The 20,569-nt window shown below is 61.5% G+C and carries 21 protein-coding genes and 2 pseudogenes; 19 read left to right on the top strand and 4 right to left on the bottom strand.

The features are described 5' to 3' along the window. Positions 1 to 20 precede the first annotated feature (20 nt). Positions 21 to 236, top strand: a complete 216-nt coding sequence (locus QZ329_RS00195; RefSeq protein ID WP_295747078.1) for a hypothetical protein — start codon at positions 21 to 23, stop codon at positions 234 to 236. Positions 237 to 374: 138 nt separating this feature from the next. Here QZ329_RS00195 and QZ329_RS00200 read toward each other — a convergent pair whose 3' ends face one another. Then, positions 375 to 1,070 carry a Crp/Fnr family transcriptional regulator gene (locus QZ329_RS00200; RefSeq protein ID WP_295747080.1) on the bottom strand — a complete coding sequence of 232 codons (696 nt, stop codon included), beginning with the start codon at positions 1,068 to 1,070 and terminating at the stop codon, positions 375 to 377. Between the two features lie 86 nt (positions 1,071 to 1,156). On the opposite strand from QZ329_RS00200, the gene moaA reads away from it, so the two are divergent. Genes moaA through QZ329_RS00240 form a run of 8 tightly spaced genes read left to right on the top strand, consistent with a single transcriptional unit; the run spans position 1,157 to position 7,213 of the window. After that, positions 1,157 to 2,137: a GTP 3',8-cyclase MoaA gene (gene moaA, locus QZ329_RS00205; protein ID WP_295747082.1), complete on the top strand. Its 981-nt coding sequence runs from the start codon at positions 1,157 to 1,159 to the stop codon at positions 2,135 to 2,137. 4 nt (positions 2,138 to 2,141) lie between these two features. Next, positions 2,142 to 2,612 (top strand): cyclic pyranopterin monophosphate synthase MoaC, encoded by a 471-nt coding sequence (gene moaC / locus QZ329_RS00210; protein WP_295747084.1) that lies wholly within the window; start codon positions 2,142 to 2,144, stop codon positions 2,610 to 2,612. A gap of 2 nt (positions 2,613 to 2,614) precedes the next feature. Continuing rightward, a complete protein-coding gene (locus tag QZ329_RS00215) occupies positions 2,615 to 3,058 on the top strand; it encodes an MOSC domain-containing protein (protein ID WP_295747087.1) in 444 nt (147 codons plus the stop codon). Then, positions 3,055 to 4,074, top strand: coding sequence for a molybdopterin-binding protein (locus tag QZ329_RS00220; RefSeq protein WP_295747089.1), 1,020 nt, complete (start codon positions 3,055 to 3,057; stop codon positions 4,072 to 4,074). The genes QZ329_RS00215 and QZ329_RS00220 overlap by 4 nt, the downstream gene beginning before the upstream one ends. 59 nt (positions 4,075 to 4,133) lie before the next feature. Beyond that, positions 4,134 to 4,958, top strand: coding sequence for a molybdate ABC transporter substrate-binding protein (gene modA / locus QZ329_RS00225; protein WP_295747091.1), 825 nt, complete (start codon positions 4,134 to 4,136; stop codon positions 4,956 to 4,958). A gap of 18 nt (positions 4,959 to 4,976) precedes the next feature. Then, on the top strand, positions 4,977 to 5,642 hold the full coding sequence (gene modB / locus QZ329_RS00230; protein ID WP_295747093.1) for a molybdate ABC transporter permease subunit: 666 nt from the start codon (positions 4,977 to 4,979) through the stop codon (positions 5,640 to 5,642). Next, positions 5,639 to 6,697 carry an ATP-binding cassette domain-containing protein gene (locus QZ329_RS00235; RefSeq protein WP_295747095.1) on the top strand — a complete coding sequence of 353 codons (1,059 nt, stop codon included), beginning with the start codon at positions 5,639 to 5,641 and terminating at the stop codon, positions 6,695 to 6,697. Before modB ends, QZ329_RS00235 begins: the two co-directional genes overlap by 4 nt. A 15-nt stretch (positions 6,698 to 6,712) precedes the next feature. Beyond that, positions 6,713 to 7,213, top strand: coding sequence for a MogA/MoaB family molybdenum cofactor biosynthesis protein (locus QZ329_RS00240; protein ID WP_295747097.1), 501 nt, complete (start codon positions 6,713 to 6,715; stop codon positions 7,211 to 7,213). Between the two features lie 54 nt (positions 7,214 to 7,267). Here QZ329_RS00240 and QZ329_RS00245 read toward each other — a convergent pair whose 3' ends face one another. Continuing rightward, entirely contained in the window at positions 7,268 to 8,146 is an 879-nt protein-coding gene (locus QZ329_RS00245; protein WP_295747099.1) for a carbon-nitrogen hydrolase family protein, read from the bottom strand. A gap of 230 nt (positions 8,147 to 8,376) precedes the next feature. On the opposite strand from QZ329_RS00245, the gene QZ329_RS00250 reads away from it, so the two are divergent. From QZ329_RS00250 to QZ329_RS00260, 3 genes are all read left to right on the top strand, one after another. Next, positions 8,377 to 9,264 (top strand): hypothetical protein, encoded by an 888-nt coding sequence (locus QZ329_RS00250; protein WP_295747101.1) that lies wholly within the window; start codon positions 8,377 to 8,379, stop codon positions 9,262 to 9,264. 92 nt (positions 9,265 to 9,356) lie between these two features. Further along, entirely contained in the window at positions 9,357 to 10,511 is a 1,155-nt protein-coding gene (locus QZ329_RS00255) for a CobW family GTP-binding protein (protein WP_295747103.1), read from the top strand. 25 nt (positions 10,512 to 10,536) lie between these two features. Further along, positions 10,537 to 11,466: a GTP-binding protein gene (locus QZ329_RS00260; protein WP_295747105.1), complete on the top strand. Its 930-nt coding sequence runs from the start codon at positions 10,537 to 10,539 to the stop codon at positions 11,464 to 11,466. Between the two features lie 99 nt (positions 11,467 to 11,565). Here QZ329_RS00260 and QZ329_RS00265 read toward each other — a convergent pair whose 3' ends face one another. Then, positions 11,566 to 12,432 (bottom strand): helix-turn-helix transcriptional regulator, encoded by an 867-nt coding sequence (locus QZ329_RS00265; RefSeq protein ID WP_295747107.1) that lies wholly within the window; start codon positions 12,430 to 12,432, stop codon positions 11,566 to 11,568. A gap of 455 nt (positions 12,433 to 12,887) precedes the next feature. Between QZ329_RS00265 and QZ329_RS00270 the strand changes: the two are divergent. The 7 genes and pseudogenes from QZ329_RS00270 to QZ329_RS00300 form a co-directional block, all read left to right on the top strand. Beyond that, a pseudogene (locus QZ329_RS00270) lies at positions 12,888 to 13,001 on the top strand (PTS transporter subunit EIIB); the annotation flags it as partial. A 207-nt stretch (positions 13,002 to 13,208) separates the two neighbouring features. Continuing rightward, positions 13,209 to 14,198: pseudogene (locus tag QZ329_RS00275) on the top strand (family 1 glycosylhydrolase). Between the two features lie 494 nt (positions 14,199 to 14,692). Further along, complete coding sequence (locus QZ329_RS00280; protein ID WP_295747109.1) at positions 14,693 to 15,607, top strand: sugar-binding domain-containing protein; 915 nt, start codon at positions 14,693 to 14,695, stop codon at positions 15,605 to 15,607. Positions 15,608 to 15,768: 161 nt separating this feature from the next. After that, positions 15,769 to 16,377: a DAK2 domain-containing protein gene (locus QZ329_RS00285; protein ID WP_295747111.1), complete on the top strand. Its 609-nt coding sequence runs from the start codon at positions 15,769 to 15,771 to the stop codon at positions 16,375 to 16,377. Between the two features lie 33 nt (positions 16,378 to 16,410). Continuing rightward, positions 16,411 to 17,409 (top strand): dihydroxyacetone kinase subunit DhaK, encoded by a 999-nt coding sequence (locus QZ329_RS00290; protein ID WP_295747113.1) that lies wholly within the window; start codon positions 16,411 to 16,413, stop codon positions 17,407 to 17,409. A gap of 3 nt (positions 17,410 to 17,412) precedes the next feature. Continuing rightward, on the top strand, positions 17,413 to 18,297 hold the full coding sequence (gene lsrF / locus QZ329_RS00295; RefSeq protein WP_295747115.1) for a 3-hydroxy-5-phosphonooxypentane-2,4-dione thiolase: 885 nt from the start codon (positions 17,413 to 17,415) through the stop codon (positions 18,295 to 18,297). 11 nt (positions 18,298 to 18,308) lie between these two features. Beyond that, positions 18,309 to 18,638, top strand: coding sequence for a hypothetical protein (locus QZ329_RS00300; protein ID WP_295747118.1), 330 nt, complete (start codon positions 18,309 to 18,311; stop codon positions 18,636 to 18,638). Positions 18,639 to 18,873: 235 nt separating this feature from the next. On the opposite strand, the gene QZ329_RS00305 is transcribed toward QZ329_RS00300, so the two are convergent. Continuing rightward, positions 18,874 to 20,331: a glycogen/starch synthase gene (locus QZ329_RS00305; protein WP_365351162.1), complete on the bottom strand. Its 1,458-nt coding sequence runs from the start codon at positions 20,329 to 20,331 to the stop codon at positions 18,874 to 18,876. Positions 20,332 to 20,569 lie beyond the last annotated feature (238 nt).

The following is a 20,569-nucleotide window of genomic DNA, read 5'->3' on the forward strand; positions in this document are numbered from 1 at the left end:
GGGAAGGCACTTGGACAAACATGACCGATTTGGAATTGAGGAAAAAAGCCTCTGAAATCGCGGCTCAGCTTCGGGACAGCACCATACCGGACGAGGAAATCATCCGCCAAATCGTTGTCTTTCGCATTGTGACTTTCGGTTCGCCGGACGGCGTCCGAAGCCCCCGCCAAGCGCGGGGGCTTGAGGCTGTCGAAAAAGTCTTTTCGGCAGCCTGCGCAAGCTTTTCAAACCTTTAAAAAAGTTTTGAAAAGCTTCTGATTGAAAACGAAAGGAACCCCTCCTGGGTTCCTCTCGTAACTCTCTTCCTTCCCGTTGCGTCAGTCTTCTGCGTTTTTTGACACGCTGGAAGCCCCCGCCAAGCGCGGGGGCTTTTTCTATTCCATTCCGCTCCAGGCGCTTCGCTTCTCCCCGGCGGAGAGGAGGGTAAATTCATTTTTCCGGAACCGGATCAGCCCCTCCGCCTCCATCCGGCTCAGCTCGTGGGACAACGCGCTGCGGTTCACGCAGAGGAAGGCCGCCAACTCCTCCCGGGAGAAGGGGATACGGAAAGTCATGGTCCCCCGCCGCTCCGCCTGCATGGTGAGGTAGACCAGCACCCGGTCCCGAAGGCCCCGCTGGGACAGGATGGCCAGCCGGTAGTATTTGCGGAGGTTCCCGTCGGACAAAATGGTCATCAGGTTCCGCCACAATATCTGCCGCTCGGCCTCCCAGGGGCCCCCCGGCTCCAGCAGCAGCGCCCCGGGGAACCGGAGGACCCGGAGCCCCCCCGCCGCCGCGGCATAATAGGGGGACCGGCGGCTCCGGGTGCAGATCAGGTCCGTTCCCAGGGTGTGGCCGGGCCCCAGGGCGTCCATCAGGCTGCTGGACCCGTCGGAAAATATCTGAAAGATCTGCGCCTTCCCCCCCAGGACCACCGTAAACCAGTCCACCCGGTCCCCCGGCGCAATGAGGACGGACTGCTTCTCAAATATCCGGAACGTTCCCTGGGGCAAAATCTTCTTCTCCAGGACCTCCTCAGGCAGGTCCCGGAAGAGGCGGCATTGTTTCAGCACAGGCAGCGCCGTATCCATCGTCTTCCCTCCCGGCCGGTCGTTTTGAAAATTATACCGGAAAAACGTTGTTAAAACAACCTCATTTTTTGCAGCCCTTTACTATAATGAATTTCATCACACTGCCGCCGGAAGAGGAGGACGCCGCCATGCGGGACCGCTACGCCAGAACCATTACCTATCTCCGCCTCTCCGTCACAGACCTCTGCTCCCTCCGCTGCCGGTACTGCATGCCTGCGGAGGGCGTGCCGAAACGGGACCATGACGGCGTCTGCTCCGTGGAGGAGCTGGTGGAAATCGCCCAGGCCGCCGCGGACTGCGGCGTCCGGAAGGTCCGTCTCACCGGGGGAGAACCCCTAGTGAGGCGGGGAATCCTGGACATTTGCCGGGGTGTCTCCGCCGCCAGGGGCGTGCAGGAGCTCTGCCTCACCACCAACGGCGTGGCCCTGGCCCAGCTGGCGGCCCCCCTTCGGGAGGCGGGCGTGAACCGGCTGAACGTCAGCCTGGATACGCTCCGCCCGGACCGTTTCGCCTACATGACCCGGGTGGGCCGGCTGGAGGATGTGTTTCAGGGCCTGGAGGCCGCCGCCGCCGCCGGATTCACCGGGACGAAGCTCAACGTCGTGCTGATGCGGGATTTCAACGAGGACGAAATCCCCGCCTTTGTGGACATTGCCCGCCGCTTCCCCGTGGAGGTCCGTTTCATCGAGCTCATGCCCATCGGAGCGGGCAAAAACGGGCCGTTCCTTCCGGCCGGAGCCGTGCTGGAGGCCTGCCCGGACCTCCGTCCCGCAGAGGGTTCCGGCGTGGCCCGGCGATACCGCTCCCCCGGCGGGGCGGGACTGGTGGGGCTCATCCAGCCCATGAGCCGCCGCTTCTGCGGGGAGTGCGACCGCATTCGGGTGACGGCGGACGGGAAGCTGAAGCCCTGCCTTCACTCCGGCCAGGAGTTCCCCCTCCGGGGCCTCCATGGCGAGGACCTGCGCCGGGCCATCCGGGAGGGCGCCGCCGCCAAGCCGGAGCGGCACCACATGACGGAAACCGGCCACAGCGACGCGGGCCGGGACATGCACCAGATTGGAGGCTGAACCTATGAAATTGACCCACATTAACGAACAGGGCCGGGCCCGCATGGTGGACGTGACGGAGAAGCCCGTCACCTTCCGCACCGCCGAGGCGGAGGGCTGGATCCGTATGGCTCCCGAGACCGCGGAGCTCATCCGCACCGGCGGAGCCCCTAAGGGGGATGTGCTGGCCGTGGCGCAGGTGGCGGGCGTCCTGGCCGCCAAGCGGACCCACGAGCTCATTCCCATGTGCCACCCTCTCCGGCTGACGGGGGTGGACATCCGCTTCGCCCTGGAGGAGGCCGCCGTTCACATCCGGGCCCAGGTGAAGTGCAAGGGGGAGACCGGCGTGGAGATGGAGGCCCTGACGGCGGTCTCCGCTGCGGCGCTGACGGTTTACGACATGTGCAAGGCCGTCCAGAAGGACATGGCAATCTGTGACATCCGCCTCTGCCGGAAGACCGGCGGGAAGAGCGGCGACTATGAAAAGGAGTGGTGAGCATGGCCGAAGTGGTATCCGTCAACATCAGCGAACGGAAGGGCACCGTCAAAAAGGAGGTCCCGGAAATTCGCCTGAGGCTCCGCCACGGCATCGAGGGGGACGCCCACGCCGGGGACTGGCACCGGCAGATCAGCCTGCTGGCGGAGGAGAGCGTGGACAAAATGCGCGCCCTGCTGCCCCAGCTTCAGCCGGGGGCCTTCGCCGAGAACATCAACACCCGGGGGCTATCTCTGAAAACCCTCCCTGTGGGAACCCGCCTCCGCTTGGGAGAAACCGTGGTGGAGGTGACGCAGATCGGCAAGCAGTGCCACAGCGACTGCGAGATCAAGCGCTTGACCGGAACCTGCGTCATGCCCACCGAGGGCATCTTCGCCGTAGTGGTGAAGGAGGGGACCGTCCGCAAGGGGGACCCCATCGAGATTCTGGAGGAGGCGGCGACATGAAGCGGATACGCACCGAGGAGGCCGTGGGCCACGTGCTCTGCCACGACATGACGCAGATCATTCCCGGGCAGTACAAGGACGCCCGCTTCCGCAAGGGCCACGTGGTCCGGGAGGAGGACATCCCCGTCCTGCTGTCCATGGGTAAGGAGCACCTGTACATCTGGGAGATGACCCCCGGCATGGTCCACGAAAACGACGCGGCGGAGCGACTCTGCGCCCTCTGCCGGAACGCCCATATGGACCGCTCCGCCGTCAAGGAGGGGAAGATCGAGCTCACCGCCGCCATCGACGGGCTCTTCCGGGTGGACAGCGCGCGCCTCAACGCCGTCAACGCCCTGGAGGACATCATGATCGCCACCCGCCACGGAAACACAGCGGTCCGGAAAGGGGACAAGCTGGCGGGAACGCGGGTCATCCCCCTGGTTATCGAGGAGGAAACGCTCCGCCGGGCCGGGGAGGCCGCCGGAAGCGCTCCCTTGCTGGAGCTGCTGCCCTGGAAGCTGAAAACCGCCGCCGTCATCGCCACCGGCAGCGAGGTGGCCAAGGGTCTCATTTCCGATTCCTTCACCCCAGTGGTGGAGCGAAAGCTGGCGGCCTTCGGCATAGAAACCGTGGAGCGCCGGACCCCCGGGGACGAGGTGGAGGCCGTGGCCGCCGCCATCCGGCAGGTCCGGGAGACCGGCGTGGACCTCATTCTCTGCACCGGCGGCATGAGCGTGGACCCGGACGACAATACCCCCGGGGCCGTGAAGCGCAGCGGGGCGAACATCGTCAGCTACGGCGCGCCGGTGCTGCCGGGGGCCATGTTCCTGCTGGGATATTTTGCGGACGGGACGCCTGTGATGGGCCTCCCCGGCTGCGTCATGTACGCCAAGAGCACCATTTTCGACCTGGTCCTGCCCCGCGTCGCCGCCGGCGTCCCCGTCACCAGGGCGGAGATCGCCTCCATGGGCGAAGGCGGGCTGTGCCTGGGTTGTGACGTCTGCACCTATCCCAACTGCGGATTTGGAAAATAACACGGAGCGCGCCTTCCAAGAAGGGCCCCGCACACCGTGATACGAAAGGAAGTATTACGATGGACAAACGAACATGGACTTTGATTCTCGCGCTGGTTTTGGCGTTGTCCCTGACCGCCTGCGGCGGAAGCTCCGGCGCGCAGACCGCCGCCCAGGATGTGGAACTCATCGTCTTCGCCGCCGCCTCCATGCAGGAGACCTTCACGGAGATCGGAGAGAATTATCAAAACGAACATCCCAACGTCATCCTGACCTTCAACTTCGACTCCTCCGGCACCCTGAAAACCCAGATTCAGGAAGGGGCGGACTGCGACATCTTCGTCTCCGCCGGGCAAAAGCAGATGGACCAGCTGGACGCCGGCGCCGGCGTGAACACCGAGGGTCTGGACTTCGTGCTGACGGAAACCCGGTTTGACCTGCTGGAGAACAAAGTGGCCCTGGCGGTTCCGGAGGGAAATCCGGCCAACCTCCAGAGCTATGACGGCCTGAAGGAGCGCCTGGAGGCGCAGCAGGGCATTCTGCTGGCCATAGGCAACCCCGACGTTCCCGTGGGGCAGTACACCCAGAAAATCTTCGCCTACTGGGGCCTGGACGAGAGCGCCCTGACCGGCTGCCTCACTTACGGCTCCAACGTGAAGGAGGTCACCACCCAGGTCTCCGAGGGAACCGTGGACTGCGGCATCGTCTACGGCACCGACGCCTTCTCCGCCGGGCTCACCGTGGTGGACACCGCCACGGCAGAGATGTGCGGCCAAGTCATCTACCCCGCCGCCGTGCTGAACATCAGCCGGCACCCGGACGAGGCCCAGGCATTCCTGGACTATGTCCGCTCCCCCGCCGGTGCGGCCGTGCTGGAAGCGGTAGGCTTCACACCCCTGGGATAAGCGAACAAGGAGGGCCCCATGGACTGGTTTCCCCTTTACAACTCCATCCGCATCGCCGCCCTCTCCACGGCGGCCGTGTTCTTCCTGGGCGTCTTCGCGGCCTACTACATCGCCAGGACCCCGCCCCTGGTGAAGGGTGTGCTGGACGTGGTGCTGACGCTGCCCCTGGTCCTGCCGCCCACGGTGGTGGGATATTTGCTGCTGCTGCTCCTGGGCCCCAAGCGGGTGGTGGGCTCCTGGTTTCTGGAGGTCTTCGGCCTGAAGCTGACCATGACCTGGTGGTCCGCCGTCTTCGCCACCATCGCCGTGAGCTTTCCTCTGATGTACCGCACCGCCCGGGGGGCCTTCGAGGCCTTTGACGAAACCCTGATCCAGGCGGGGCGGACCCTGGGGCTGAGCGGCGCCTTTCTCTTCTGGCGCGTGCGCATGCCCAACTGCCGCCAGGGCATCCTGGCGGGAACGGTGCTGGCCTTTGCCCGGGCCCTGGGGGAATATGGAGCCACATCCATGGTCGCCGGGTACACCCCCGGCCGCACCGCCACGGTCTCCACCACGGTCTACCAGCTCTGGCGCACCGGAGAGGACGTCCTGGCCCTGCGCTGGGTGCTGGTGAATCTCTCCATCTCCGCCGTGGTCCTGCTGGCGGTAAACCTGCTGGAGCGGAAGGAGGGCCGGAGAAGATGAGCCTGACTGTGCAGATTCAAAAGCGCTATGGGGACTTTTTTCTGGACGCGGATTTCACCGCCGGGGACGGCGAGGCCCTGGCTCTGCTGGGGGCCTCCGGCTGCGGGAAGAGCGTAACGCTGAAATGCGTGGCCGGAATTGACAAGCCCGACCGGGGCCGCATCGAGCTGGACGGAGAGCTCCTCTTTGACAGCGGGGCGGGGGTGGACCTGCCGCCCCAGAAACGGCGGGTGGGCTTCCTCTTCCAGCACTACGCCCTCTTCCCCAACATGACGGTGGAACGAAACATCGCCGTCTGCCTGGGCCATCTGGACAAGCGCCGCCGGCGGCGGAGAACGGAGGAGCTTCTGGCCATGCTCCGCCTGGAGGGATTGGGGAATCTCTATCCCCGCCAGCTCTCCGGCGGGCAGCAGCAGCGGACGGCCCTGGCCCGCATTCTGGCGGCGGAGCCCCGGGCCATTTTGCTGGACGAGCCCTTTTCCGCTTTGGACAGCTTTTTGAAATGGCAGCTGGAGCTGGAACTTCGGGAGGTGCTGGACCGCTTCCCCGGCCCTGTGCTGTGGGTCAGCCACGACCGGGGCGAGGTCTATCGGAACTGCCCCCGGGTCTGCGTGCTGGACCGGGGCCGGTCCGCGCCGGCCATGGATATGAAGGCGCTGATGGCAAATCCCGGCACCGTCAGCGCCGCCCGGCTCTCCGGCTGTAAGAATTACATCCCCGTCCGCCCCGGTCCCGCCCCGGAATTGGCGGAGGCTCCGGACTGGGGGCTGACGTTCCGGATCGCCGCCCCCTGGCGAAAGGGCGCCGCCACCCTGGGCGTCCGGGCCAACCACGTCCATCCGGCGGCCCCCGGGGAGGTCAACGCGTTTCCCTGCCAGGTGGTCCGGGTGACGGAGGACGTGTTTACCACGCTGGTAATGCTCCGCCCGGAGGGGGCAGGGCCGGAGGCCCCTCTGCTGCGGATGGAGCTGCGAAAAGACGCCTGGGCAGCGCTGGAGGACCAGACGGCGGTCCTGGCGGCGGTCCGCCCGGAACACCTGATGCTCTTGGAATAAGGAGGAACAAGCTCTATGTACAAAGCGGCAGTCCTGACCGTCAGCGACCGGAGCTCCGCAGGCCAGCGGCCCGACGCGGCGGGACCCTTGGTGGTCTCCCTGCTGGAGGAAGCGGGGTATTCGGTGATCGAAACACGCGTTGTTCCGGACGAGCTCCCGGACATTCAAAACGCCCTCCTCCACTTTGCCGACGAGGAGCGCGCCGCCCTGGTGGTCACCACCGGGGGCACGGGCTTCTCTCCCCGTGACGTGACGCCGGAGGCCACCATTGCTGTCTGCCAGCGCATGACCCCCGGCATTCCAGAGGCCATGCGGGCGGCGTCCCTGGCCGTGACGCCCCGGGCCATGCTCTCCCGGGCGGCGGCGGGCATCCGGGGCGGAACCCTCATCGTCAACCTCCCCGGCAGCCCCAAGGCGGCCAGGGAGAATCTGGAGGCCGTGCTGCCCACCCTGGACCACGGATTGCGCATGCTCCTAGGCGGCCCGGCGGACTGCGCCGCCGAACCGCATGTGTAGAAAAGACGCGTCCGGGCGGGGCGCGGAACCCCGCCGGGGGCGAGGTGCGCTTCTTTATTCTCTGCGGTCCCCCCGGACAAAGGGCTCATGGATTTCCTCCGAACAAAGAATTCCATATTTGCGAGGCCGCCTGTAAGCATTCCCGTGAACCTCCGTGCGGCGGTAGTCCCGAATCCTATCCATGTCAAAAACCGCCATCCATATTCCCTCCGTCTCATCCGCCTCCACAATACAGGTATCCCTGGAACCGGAGAGCCCGGGAAGGTATGCGACGCCGTCAAACGCATTTGAATGGCCGTTGCAGTCCGGAACGCTTATAGGATAATTGCAGGTCGCGATTCCAAGCATGTTTTCATAGGCCCTTGCCCGAAGCTGTGATAGCCGGTTGATCTCCATCGGGCAGGCGTTCGGCACAAGTATGATCTCAGCGCCTTTCAGCATAAGAATCCTTGCGCTTTCAGGAAATTCACGGTCAAAGCATATCATGGCCCCGACTTTCACGATCCCGGATTCCGTGTCAAGGTCCGCAACATGGAAGTCATCTCCAGGCGTCAGATTTCTTTCCACACCAAAATCACACGTATGGACTTTGGAAAAATGGAGGATTTGCTTTCCAAAACGGTCAAAAACGATCAATGTATTTCGGGGACCTGTTTCGCATTCCTCCAGCAGCGTGATTCCAATCGCCATGCGCAATTCTTTTGAGAGCGCCTGAAACGCCTTAACAAATTCATGGTCCGCCGGAATTGCCTCCCCCATCCAGTCCGATACCGGACGGTCATAAATGTTATATCCGTTGCTGAACATTTCCGGGAACAACGCGGCGTCTGCCCCCATCTCCTTTGCCCTGCGGCAAAATGAAATACCTTTGTCCCGTGTGCGGTCAAGCGTATCCTGCGCCGCTATTTGTAATAAAGCAAGTTTCACGATCATTCTTCTCCTCTTGCGCCTCCAGTTTGATGTCTTGATTATAGCACCGGTCCCGAACCGGCTCAAGCTGATTTCCTGAAATTGCCGGAATCACGCTTGGGCGGCGCCTATTTTGAACGGAACGCGGCTCTGCTTGCCAGCGGGGCCGCGCTGTGCTATACTGAGAAAATGTCGGAACATAGTCCGCCGGAATTCCGTTTAAAATAGAGGCGGCTGCACAAAGGAGGTTTCCCATGTCCAAGCTCAGCAAACTGGAACAAAAACGCGCCAAGCAGCGGGAGAAGAAGAGCTTCCGGCAGGCCATGGAAAAGGAGCTGCGGGAGCACAAGAGCTCCTTCATCGTCTTTTACACCCTGCGGCTTCTGGTCATCGTGGTCTTCATCCGGCAGATCATGATCGGCGGCTATGAGAGCGCCTTCTACTGCGCCCTGGCGTATCTGCTGCTTTACGTTCCCAGCTGGATTCAGGTGAAGTTCCACATCGAGCTGCCTCCCGCCCTGGAAATCACGGTGCTCTGCTTCATCTACGCGGCGGAGGTCCTGGGGGAGGTCAACGCCTTTTACGTCGTCGTCCCCCATTGGGACACCATGCTGCATACCCTCAACGGCTTTCTGGCCGCCGCCGTGGGCTTTGCCATGGTAGTCCTTCTCAACGACGATGAGCGCCTCACCTTTGACCTCTCCCCCGTCTTCCTGGCCCTGGTGGCCTTCTGCTTCTCCATGACCATCGGCGTGCTCTGGGAGTTTTTCGAGTTCGGCATGGACCTGTTCTTCCACACCGACATGCAGCGGGACACGGTCATAAACGCCATCTACTCCGCCAGCCTGGACGTCACCCGGTCCAACAAGGTCGTGGCCGTTCCCGGCATCCAGGAGGTCCTTGTCAACGGCGAGAGCCTGGGCCTGGGCGGGTATCTGGACATTGGCCTGATCGACACCATGAAGGACCTCTTCGTCAACTTCATCGGCGCGGTGGTCTTCTCCTTCACCGGCTTCTTTTACGCCAAGAGCAAGGGCAAAAAGCGCTCGGCGGCCCAGGGCTTCGTCCCCAGCAAAAAGACCGCCGACCGGGACTATCTCAACCAGGCCCGGGAGGAAAACGGCGGCGGGCCGGAGGGCTGAGGTCTTCTGTTAAATTTTTGTAACCGGGTTGCATTTTGCAAATTCGGTGGTATGATTGTGCTGAATAAATTGAAAGCAAAGGACTTGATACCATGACGAAAATCGACGTTATCTCCGGTTTCCTGGGAGCAGGCAAAACCACGCTGATCAAAAAGCTGCTGGCGGAGGCCTACCAGGGCGAAAAGCTGGTTTTGATCGAAAACGAGTTCGGCGAGATCAGCATTGACGGCGGCTTTTTGAAGGAGTCCGGCGTTCAGATTTCGGAGATGTCCTCCGGCTGCATCTGCTGCTCTCTGGTGGGGGACTTCCATCAGGCGCTGAAGGACGTGAGCGCCCAGTTCCACCCGGACCGCATCCTCATCGAGCCCTCCGGCGTGGGGAAGCTCTCCGATGTGATTGTTGCGGTGGAAAATACCGCCGCGGAGTCTCCCGATCTGAAGCTCAACAGCTTCGTCACCGTGGCCGACGCCAGCAAGGTGAAGGTCTACATGAAGAACTTCGGTGAGTTCTACAACAACCAGATTGAGTCCGCCGGCACCATTATCCTCTCCCGGACCCAGAAGCTGAGCCAGGAGAAGCTGGAGGCCGCCGTGTCTATGCTCCGGGAGAAGAACCCGGACGCCGCCATCCTCACCACCCCATGGGACCAGCTGGACGGGGGGACCATCCTCTCCGCCATTGAAAAAGTGTCCCTGGCGGAGGAGCTGCTGGCCAAAATGCGGGCGGAGCACGAAGCCGGGGAGGACGAGCACGCCCATCATCACGACCACGGCGAACACGAGCACCACCATCACGACCACGACGAACACGAGCATCACCATCACGACCACGACGAACACGAGCATCACCATCACGACCACGACGAACACGAGCACCACCATCACGACCATGACGAACACGAGCACCACCATCACGACCACGACCACGAGTGCAGCGATCCCCACTGCTCCTGCCATCACCATCACCACCACGCCGACGAGGTTTTCTCCTCCTGGGGCAGGGAGACGCCCAAAACCTTCTCCCAGGCGGACATCGCGCGCATTCTCTCCGCTCTGGACTCCGGCGAATACGGCAGCATCCTCCGGGCCAAGGGCATCGTGAACGGCGAGGACGGAGCCTGGATTGAATTCGATTACGTTCCCGAGGAGCACGAGGTACGGGCGGGCCGTCCCGACTACACCGGCCGGCTCTGCGTCATCGGCGCGGAATTGAAGGAAGACCGGCTCTCCGAACTCTTCGGCCTGTAAGCCGGGAAAGGAAGTTCCCTTTACAATGGACATTCCCGTCTATCTGGTTGCCGGATTTCTGGACGCCGGCAAGACCAATTTCATCAACGGCATCCTGGAGGACGGCTTCGCCCGCCAGGACCGGACGCTCCTTCTCCGCTGCGAGGAGGGCGAGGAGGACTATAACCCCAAGGCCCTGCAAAACGTCACGGTGGTGGACATAGAGGACGAGGCGTCCCTGACCTGTTCCCGCCTGAAGGAGCTGGAGAAGAAACACAGGCCCAAGCAGGTCCTGATTGAATACAACGGCATGTGGCAAATGGAACACCTTTACAGCCAGGTCCTTCCCGCCAACTGGGTGCTCTATCAGATTATGGCCTTCGTGGAAGCGGGAACCTTTGAGCTCTACGCCAAGAACATGGGCCAGCTGATGATGGAGAAAATCACCAACGCGGACCTGCTGGTCTTCAACCGGGCCACGCCGGAGCTGCGGGAGGCTCTGCGGAAGCGGAACCTCCGGATGGTAAACCGCCGGGCGGACATTTACTTTGAGAATGTGGACGGCAGCAGCGAGGACTATCTCACCGGGGACGAGTGCCCCTTTGACCTGAACCAGTCGGTCATCGACATCCCGGACGACGATTTTGGCGTCTGGTATGTGGATGTCATGGACCACCCGGACCGCTGGAGCGGGAAGGAGGTCCGCATGAAGCTTCTCATGTGCCACTCCAAGAACTACCCCGGCGTGCACTGTCCCGGCCGGTTTGCCATGGTCTGCTGTGAGAATGATATCCAGTTCCTGGGGCTCGTGGCCAAAGGCATGGGCCTGAAGGACTACAAAAACCGGGACTGGGTAGAGGTCACTGCCCGGATGGCCATGGAGAACCACGACGCCTATCAGGGCAAGGGCCCGGTGATGCACGTCATGAGCATCGCCCCCTGCCAAAAGCCCGCTCAGGATGTGGTGACATTCTGATACGCTCTGTAATATAACACCAAAAGCTTCCCCTCCGTTGTCATATGGAGGGGAAGCTTTTTCCGCCGGCCCGGGACGCGGAGCGGCAGCCGCCCCGCATCACTCCCAAAGCCAGTTGCCCTTTCCGTCATAAAGCTGCGGCCGGGGGGACAGGTCTTCCGACACGTCATGGAGGCAGAAAACGTCCAGGACATACCCGTTGACCATGCCGGAATGACTCTTGGACAATTCGCTCCAGCTGTAGCGCCGGGCCTCCTCCGGCAGCCCCACGCCGGAAGCCACGACCACGCCGTTCTCCTCGTCCCCGAAGTTCCATACCATCAGCCCGCCAATGCCGGGTTCCACCCGGACCCGGCCGCCCATGACCTGATAACGATCCGGAAACAGCGCGTCCCGCAGCCAGAGGCTCATGCACCACTCTCCCGCCTTGTCCGAACATAAGAGCGCCAGGTAATCCCCCGCCGCCGCCCGCTCCCGGACCGCCAGGGTCCTGGCGTCGAATTTGGGGTCTCGGTCCTGGAAGTAGTCCGCCGTCCCCTGCGCCAGAGCCTTTTCGTCCTCGAAGTGGACCGAGGCGGCGTAGTGGGCGTCCCGCTCCGCCTGCTCCTGCCTGGCCTGGGCGGAGACGCTGATGCCCCAAACCGCCAGCGCCGTCACCGCCGCCATGGCCAGCCACGCCAGCCATTTCCAAGTGTGCTCCCGCTTCATGCTCTCCATAATCTGTCCTCCCGCCGCTTCCGGCAATTCCTCCGTGGTCAGTTCCTTTCCGCTGAGCAGCTCGCTGATTGACAGGCCCAGCTCCTTCGACAGGGGCTCCAGGCTGTCCAGGCCCGGCATACCCCGCCCGGTCTCCCAGCGGCTGACGGCCTTGTCTGTCACGTGGAGCCGCTCCGCCAGCTCCGCCTGGCTGAGAGCCAGCTGTTTTCGCCGCTGGGCGATCAGCGTGCCGGTGGCTTTTGTGTCCATTGCCATCAACTCCTTTGGCGACAGTATGCCACGGCGCCGGGGAAATGTCACCCTATGATTCGTAGAGTAGGGCGGCGGGGGAGAATTTTTCAGGTTTTTTCCTCAATCTCGTTGAATTTCGTGAAACAGTGTACTATGGGAAGGGAATACCCCAGCGTTTTCAGGCAGCTATGCTCCATCAGGTAACTGTTGATGCATTTATGTTAGCACTGCCCAAATAGTGTCTACCAGAAATAATTGGATGCGTATTAGACATTAAAATTTATAAAAATTCAGGAAATTCGCGCATTTTATCAGCGGAAGCGATTTTGAAGAGTGGATAATAATAAGTGAATTTACAAAAAGCTTCCCCGCAGAAGAGGAGGGCAGAACCCCGGTGTCCACAATTTGGGTAGTGGCATTCAGTTGGCTAAACCTTCATCATTTTCAACACGAAATTTATGGAGGTAACTCAAATGGGAAAGTATGTGCAATTAGCAAAGGACATCGTCCGAAACGTGGGCGGAAACGAGAACATCCGCTCCCTGCCCCACTGCATCACCCGCCTGCGGTTCCAGCTTGTGGACGAGGCAAAGGCAAACGATGCGGTCTTGAAAAAAATGGACGGCGTAGTGACCGTTATGAAGTCCGGCGGACAGTATCAGGTGGTCATCGGAAATCACGTGCCGGAGGTCTACGCCGACGTGTGCGCCGTGGCGGGCCTGGGGGACGGCCTGTTCCACTTCCTGCCTCTGTTCCTGGGCTACACGGCGGCGAAGAAGTTCGGCCTCAAGCCTATGCTGGGCCTGGTCATCGGCGCGATTTTGTGCTATCCCGGCATTCAGGGCGGCGCCACTGCCGCCAACCAGTGTGAGGGAGCATATCAGAAGGGAGGCCGCGGCCTGTCCAACGCGGACCTGATCCCCTCCGGACCAAACCGCATGGCCGTGGCCTCCGGGAAGCTGGACCCGCGAAGCCTTACCGGGCAGGATTACCCCGTCCGAAAGGCCATTGATTACTATCGACGCTGGCGGGAGGACATTTCCCTGTTTGCCGAGATGGGGTTTCAGGTCTACCGTTTTTCCATCAGCTGGTCCCGAATCTTCCCCAACGGCGACGAGGAGAAACCCAACGAGGCGGGGCTGACCTTCCGGGAGGGAGCGGACCCCAGACAGGTCTGCTACACCGCCGCCCACCATGAGCTGCTGGCCAGCGCCCTGGCGGTGGAACTGGCCCACGAGATCAACCCGGACAACCGGGTGGGCTGCATGCTGGCGGCGGGAAACACCTATCCCTACTCCTGCAATCCTCAGGACGTGCTGGCGGGAATGCTGGCGGACCGGGAGAGCTTCTTCTTCACCGACGTTCAGGTTCGGGGGCACTATCCCTCTTACGCGCGGAAAAAGCTGGAGCGGGAATATATCCGCATTCCCGCCCAGGCGGGGGACGAGGACATCCTCCAGCGGGGAACGGTGGACTTTGTGTCTTTCTCCTACTATAACAGTATGGTGGCCAGCAGTGACCCGGCGGTCCAGGCCACAAAGAAGGGCAACCTTTTCGCCACAGTGGAAAATCCCTATCTGACATGCAGCGAGTGGGGCTGGTCTATTGCCCCCCTGGGGCTGTGTGGACTTGGTCAGCGCCAGTTCCGGAGAGATGCGCAAGCGCTACGGCTTTGTCTATGTGGACGCCGATGAGCATTGCGGCGGGCCGCTGACAAGGTATCGGAAAAGTCCTTCGACTGGTACAAACAGGTCATCGCCTCCGGCGGAGAGGACCTGGGATAAAAACGGACGACCCTACCCAATCTGGACAAATTATGGCCCGCGGCCGTTCAGATAAGGCAGGGTCGTTCTTTGCCTGTAGCTCTTGTATTTCAAGAACTACAGGCTTTTAACTTCGGACAGCATGTTTCGCCAGCCAAAAAGCAGCGCACGCCGGATTCAGGATTTGATGGCCAAGACGGAAATACCCCATAAGCTGGAAGACGCGAAGCATCGCGCCCTGCTCACCGAACACCTGGAGAGCTTGGCGGAGGGGGCGCTTGCGGACCGCCGCTGTCTATTTCGCTCTGATTGCTGATGCACTTATGGGAACACATCCTAGTTGTTTCATAATCTTTGGAGAATGGCAAACACGCCTGTAAAGGCCCCACCCCAGAGAACGGAAAGAAGTACTTCCCTCAGCCCTTCGGCACTTGCAGTCAGCGAATTTTTGTGATATATATGACTGGGAGTAACATATGTAACAAGGGTAAAGGGGCATGCCTGTGGAGATCAATTTGGAAAAACAGAAGCGGCTGGCCTATGTGGCCCGGCGCTATTACCTGGAGGACCAGAAGCAAAGTGACATCGCCCGGGAGCTGGGGGTGTCCCGCCCCCTGGTCAGCCGGATGCTGTCCGAGGCCCGGGAGCTTGGAATTGTGGAGATCACCGTTCACGAGCCGGGGGCCCGGGCGGCGAAGCTGCTGGAGCGCCTGTCCGGCTCGGTCCGGGGGGGCATCCTGGTGGAGGAGGGGGCGGACAACGACGAGACGAACCGCTTCCTCTCTCAGGGGGCTGTGGAGCTGCTGGGCCAGCTGGGAACCCGCCGCCTGGGGGTGGGCTGGGGCTATCTCATCGGCCAGCTGGTGACGTGGCTGGAAAGCCACCCCCAGCCAAACAGCACCGTCACCGACATCTGCCCCCTGGTGGGCAACGCCAGCATCCCCGCGCGGAATTACCAGTCCAATGAGAACGTCCGCCTGATGGCCCAGCAGCTGGGCGCCGCTCCTCATTTCCTCTACCTCCCCGCCCTGCCGGAGAGTCTGGAGGAGAAGCAGCTCCTGTGCTCCACCGAGGTCTACCGGCAGATCGAGCAGCAGTGGGCCCAGCTGGACACCGCCCTGGTGAACATCGGGGACTACCCCTCCAGTCCCGACTTCGCCTCCCTGGTGCGGTACGGCAGCCTGCTCCAGCGCCACCGCGCCTGCGGACGGATGCTGATCTATTATTTCAACGAGGCGGGCGCTGTCATCCAGTCCGACCAGGACTTTGCCGTCCAGATTCCCCTGGACGCCCTGGGACGCTGTCCTAACATCATCGGCGTCTGCTCCGCCAACACCAGCGCCAAGGCCCTGGGCGGCGCTCTGAAATCCGGCATGTTCACCCACATTGTAGCCCGTCAGGAGCTGGTGCGGGAATGGCTGGAGCAATAGCGCCCTGAAATACGGCTTCTCGGGTACCGCCAGTACCTGAGAAGCCTTTTTGTACATGTTCCATAAATTTTCTCTCGCTCTCGCTTTATGCGTTGACTTATGTAACACGTCGTGCTATCATGATTAACATATGTAACAAATCAATAAGGAGGCGGATGTGTATGACAAAGGAGGAGCTTGCCGCGCGGCTGAAGAGCGCCTGCGCGGCGGTGGCGGACGCGGAGGAGGAGCTGACAGAGATCGACTCCCGCTTCGGCGACGCGGACCACGGGCTCACCATGGCCAAAATCGCCGGGGCCATCGCCGGGGCGGCGGACCGGGCGGAAGGAGGCGTGCAGGCCATGCTGGACGATGCGGCCTGCGCCGTTATGACCCTCAACGGCGGCAGCGCCGTGCCCCTGTGGAACACCTGGCTGGACGGCATGCAGGAAGCGGCCCCTGAGGGCGGAGAGATCGACGTCCCGGGACTCCAGACAGTCTTTGCCAAGGGGCTGGAGGAACTTGGCGACATGTCCGGCGCCCAGGTGGGGGACAAGACCATGATGGACGCCCTGATCCCCGCCAGCGAGGCCATCGCCGCCTACAAAGGGACGGACGAGAGCGGCTTGTTCACCGCCGCCGCCCAGGCCGCCATGGAGGGGGCCCAGGCCACTCGTCAGTTTGTGTCCAAATTCGGCCGGGCCAAGAGCTACGGCGAGAAAACCATCGGAACCCCGGATGCCGGGGCCATGTCCATGGCCTATTTCTTCCAGGGCCTGGCACGGTCCTGAACCTATGGTCAACAACTTTGAGGAGGTACCCGCATGAAAATGAAGAAGTTTATCAACGCGCCGGAAAGCATCACCGATGAGGAGCTGGCAGGCCTGGGCCTGGCCTATCCCGACATCCTGGACGTAGACGGTCACCTGGTCGTCAGCAAGGACCTGGCCGGCGCCGACCGGGTGACCATCGTCACCTACGGCGGCTCCGGTCACGAGCCCGCCCAGGCCGGTTTTGTGGGCAAGGGAATGCTGGATGTCCAGGCTGTGGGCGACATCTTCGCCGCCCCCAACGGCCAGTTGGTGTTTGACGCCATGAAGCTGGCGGACAAGGGCCACGGCGTGTTGCTGCTGACCCTGAACTACGCCGGGGACCAGCTGGCGGGCAAGCAGGCCATGAAGCTGGCCCAGAAAGCGGGCCTCAACGTCCGGCAGGTGGTCACCGGAGAGGAAATCCAGTATGACCCCAACGGCGAGGACAACAAGCGGGGACTGGCGGGGGCCGTGGCTTTGTACCACATCGCCGCTGCCGCAGCCCGGGAGGGCAAGAGCCTGGACGAGGTGGCCGCCATCGCCCAGCGTTATGCCGACAGCATGGCCTCCGTCACCGTGAAGTCCACCGACGCCACCCATCCCCAGAACGGCATGTCCTTCGGCGACCTGGGAGAGACGGACCTGATGGAGATCGGCGCCGGCCAGCACGGCGAGGGGGGCGGCGTCCGGGTGCCCATGATGAGCTCCAAGGAAACCGTGGCCACCGTGGCCCAGGCTCTTTGCAAGAACCTTGATCTGAAATCCGGCGACCGGGCCTTCGTCATGATCAACGGCTGCGGCGCCACCACCATGATGGAGCTGCTGGTGCTGTTCAAGGACACCGTGGAATTCCTGAAGAATATGGGCGTGGAGGTCGTGGCCAGCATGGTGGGCGAGATTCTCACCGTGCAGGAGGCCGCCGGCTTCCAAATGAACATTGCCAAGTGGGACGACGAGTTTATCCGGCTCTGGGGCGCCCCCTGCCACACTCCCGCTTACAGCAAGGAGTGAAGCATGGCAGACAACATTGGAAACAAGGCCGCCCACGACTATCATCTGGATGTTCCCGCCGCGCAGGAGGGCTTTTACGTCAAGGGCGCGGCCCACTGCGGCTGGGGCATGAAGGCCCGGCTGGCCCGGCTGTTCGATCCCAAATCCGGGAACACGGTCATGCTGGCCTTTGACCACGGCTACATCATGGGCCCCACCGCCGGGCTCGAGCGCATTGATCTGGTGATTCCGCCGCTGATTCCTTATGTGAACGTGCTGATGGGCACCCGCGGAATATTCCAGTCCTGTATTTCCCCTGCCGCCCAGGTGGGGCGGTGCCTTCGGGTGACCTATGACTCCACGGTGCTTTACAACGACATGTCCAACGGCGGCGGCTTTGCCAGCGACATGGAAAACGCCCTGCGGATGAACGCCGACTGTGTGGCGGTTCAGACCTTCATCGGCTCCCCCGGCGAGAGCCGGTCTCTGGAGCTCCTTTGCCGGACCGCCGACGCCGGGGCCCGATACGGCGTCCCCACTTTGGGCGTGGTGGCCGTGGGCAAGGAGATGGAGCGGACGGAGAAGTTCTTCCTCCTTGCCACGAGAGTGCTGGCGGAAAACGGGGCCAACATCGTCAAGAGCTACTACTGCGAGGGCTTCGAGCGGGTGGCCGCCGCCTGCCCCGTCCCCATCGTCATCGCTGGCGGCAAGAAGCTGCCGGAGCCGGACGCCCTGGAGATGGCGTACAAGGCCATTTGCGAGGGCGCACACGGCGTGGACATGGGCCGCAACATCTTCCAGTCCGACTGCCCCGCCGGCATGGCCCAGGCCATCGGCAAGGTGGTCCATGAGGGCTATACTCCCAAACAAGCCTACGAGGTCTACCAAGAGGTCAAACATCAACAATAGGAGGAGCTGCTATGTCCGCCGAGTATATGCACATTGGAATCCCTGTCACCAACCGCAAGCCCAACATGACCTATAACGAGGGAGCCAAATTTTGGGTCAGCAATGTGGACGACTACGACTATAAGATCGAGTATCTGAAATTCGAGGAGGGCACCCCCTTCCCGGAGGAAATCCACCGCCATCCCCATGTGGCCTACAGAGTGGACGACCTGGAGAAATACGTAGCCGACGCCGACAGTGTGATTTGCGGCCCCATGGCCGCCAACGACAAAGGGGACCGGCTGGCCTTCGTCTGGAAGGACGGGGCCATACTGGAACTTTATCAGGAGGCGCAGCGCTGAATTGGCGGGGCATTTTGGACCGTTTTTTCTGGACGGTCCAAAATGCCCTTGCTATTTCCGTGCGCCGCGAAATTTTCAAAAGCCGTTGTGGCGCAGACGGAATCATCCAGAAGGCAGAGGGCTTCATCCGCCTGCTCCGGAGGAGACGGGATTGGCGCGGCTGCGTGCTGGAGTCCAAAAGAGAACGGCTGCCGGTCATTTTCAAAAATGGCCGGCAGCCGTTTTATGCAGGTACTTATCTGGTCAAATCCAGATACAAATCCTTATACTGTTTCGCGGAGTTCTCCCAAGACACATCCTTATCCATATCCCGCTGTACCATTTCATCCCAGCACCAGCGGTTTTCAAAATAGAAGGTCTTGGCCCTGTTAATGGCGTCCAGCAGCAGTCCGGCGTCGTAGCGGTCAAAGGTAAATCCGTTCCCGGTGTTGAAGAACATATTGTATGGCTCCACCGTATCCTTCAAACCGCCGGTTTCCCGAACGATCGGCACCGTCCCGTAGTGCATGGCAATGAGCTGCGTCAATCCGCAGGGCTCAAACCGGGACGGGACCAGCAGGGCATCCGCGCCCGCGTAAATCCTGTGGGCCCGGGTCTCATCATACATGATATTGGAGCAGACGTCCCCCTTGCAGGCATGCTCATAATACCGGAACGCATCCTCATAGTCGCGGTCCCCGGTGCCGAGCACAACGATTTGCGTGTGTCCGTCCATGATCTGCGGAAGGATGGAGGCAACCAGATCCAGTCCCTTCTGGTTCGTCAGCCGGGAGATCAGGCCAATCACAAATTTGTGGTCATCCTGAACCAGTCCCAATTCCTCCTGCAGCCGTCGCTTGTTTTCCTTCTTCTTGTCCAGCACATTGGCGATGTTGTAATTTGCGTACAGTCTGGCATCGGTTTCGGGATTCCAGATGTCGCAGTCGATCCCGTTTACGATGCCGCGCAGTTTTCCGGAATGATACCGCATGTGGGCGTCCAGCGTCTCCCCGTAATCGGCGCTTTGAATCTCGCCGGCATAGGTCGGACTCACCGTTGTGATGATGTTCGCATACGCCAGCCCTCCTTTGAGCATATTGGCGTCTTTGTACTTCACCTTTAAGGCGTCTTTGTTAAAGACATAATCCGGCAGTCCGGACCAATAGCGGATGGTGGGGATGTCGTAAATTCCCTGGAAACGCAGGTTGTGGATGGTCAGGATGGTCTTTGCGGTCGTCAGCTTTGTGTTGACAAACTGCGTTCTCAGATAAACGGGGACCAACGCGGCCTGCCAGTCATGGCAATGGATGATATTGGGAATCCAGTCCATATAGTTCAGCGCCGCCAAAGCCGCCTTGGCAAAGTAGCAGTATTTCGGAATGTCGTCAATAAGATTGGTGTAGGGGTTCCCGCTGCTGAAAAACTCTTCATTGTCAATGAAATCATAGACCACGCCGTCCCAGACATACTCCATAATGCCCACGTAGAAGGTCCTGCCGTCCGCGCAGAGGTCCATCTGGAAAGAGCCGCGGTAAATCATTTTCTCCTGATATTCCCAGGGGATACATTTGTATCGCGGGAGAATGACCTTTACATCGCAGTTCTGTTTCACCAGCGCCTTGGGAAGGGCGTACATCACATCGCCCAGACCGCCGGTCTTGACAAAAGGATAGCACTCCGACCCGATAAACGCAACGCTTATTCTGGGGGACATATCGTGCTCTTCCGGCGGAGCCGCTTCCGGGGAGACGCTTTCTCCGGCTTCCTCCACAGGCTCTGCCGCCGGGACTTCTTCCCCGACGACCGCCGGGGTCTCGGTCTCGGGAGGCGTCTCCGGAATGATTTCCGCCGCTTCGGGTTCTTCTGTCACAGGCTCTGCCGCCGGGGCTTCTTCCCTGACGACCGCCGGGGTCTCGGTCTCGGGAGGCGTCTCCGGAATGATTTCCGCCGCT

Origin of the sequence: uncultured Oscillibacter sp., from assembly GCF_910579365.1 — a bacterium.
GTDB lineage: Bacteria > Bacillota > Clostridia > Oscillospirales > Oscillospiraceae > Oscillibacter.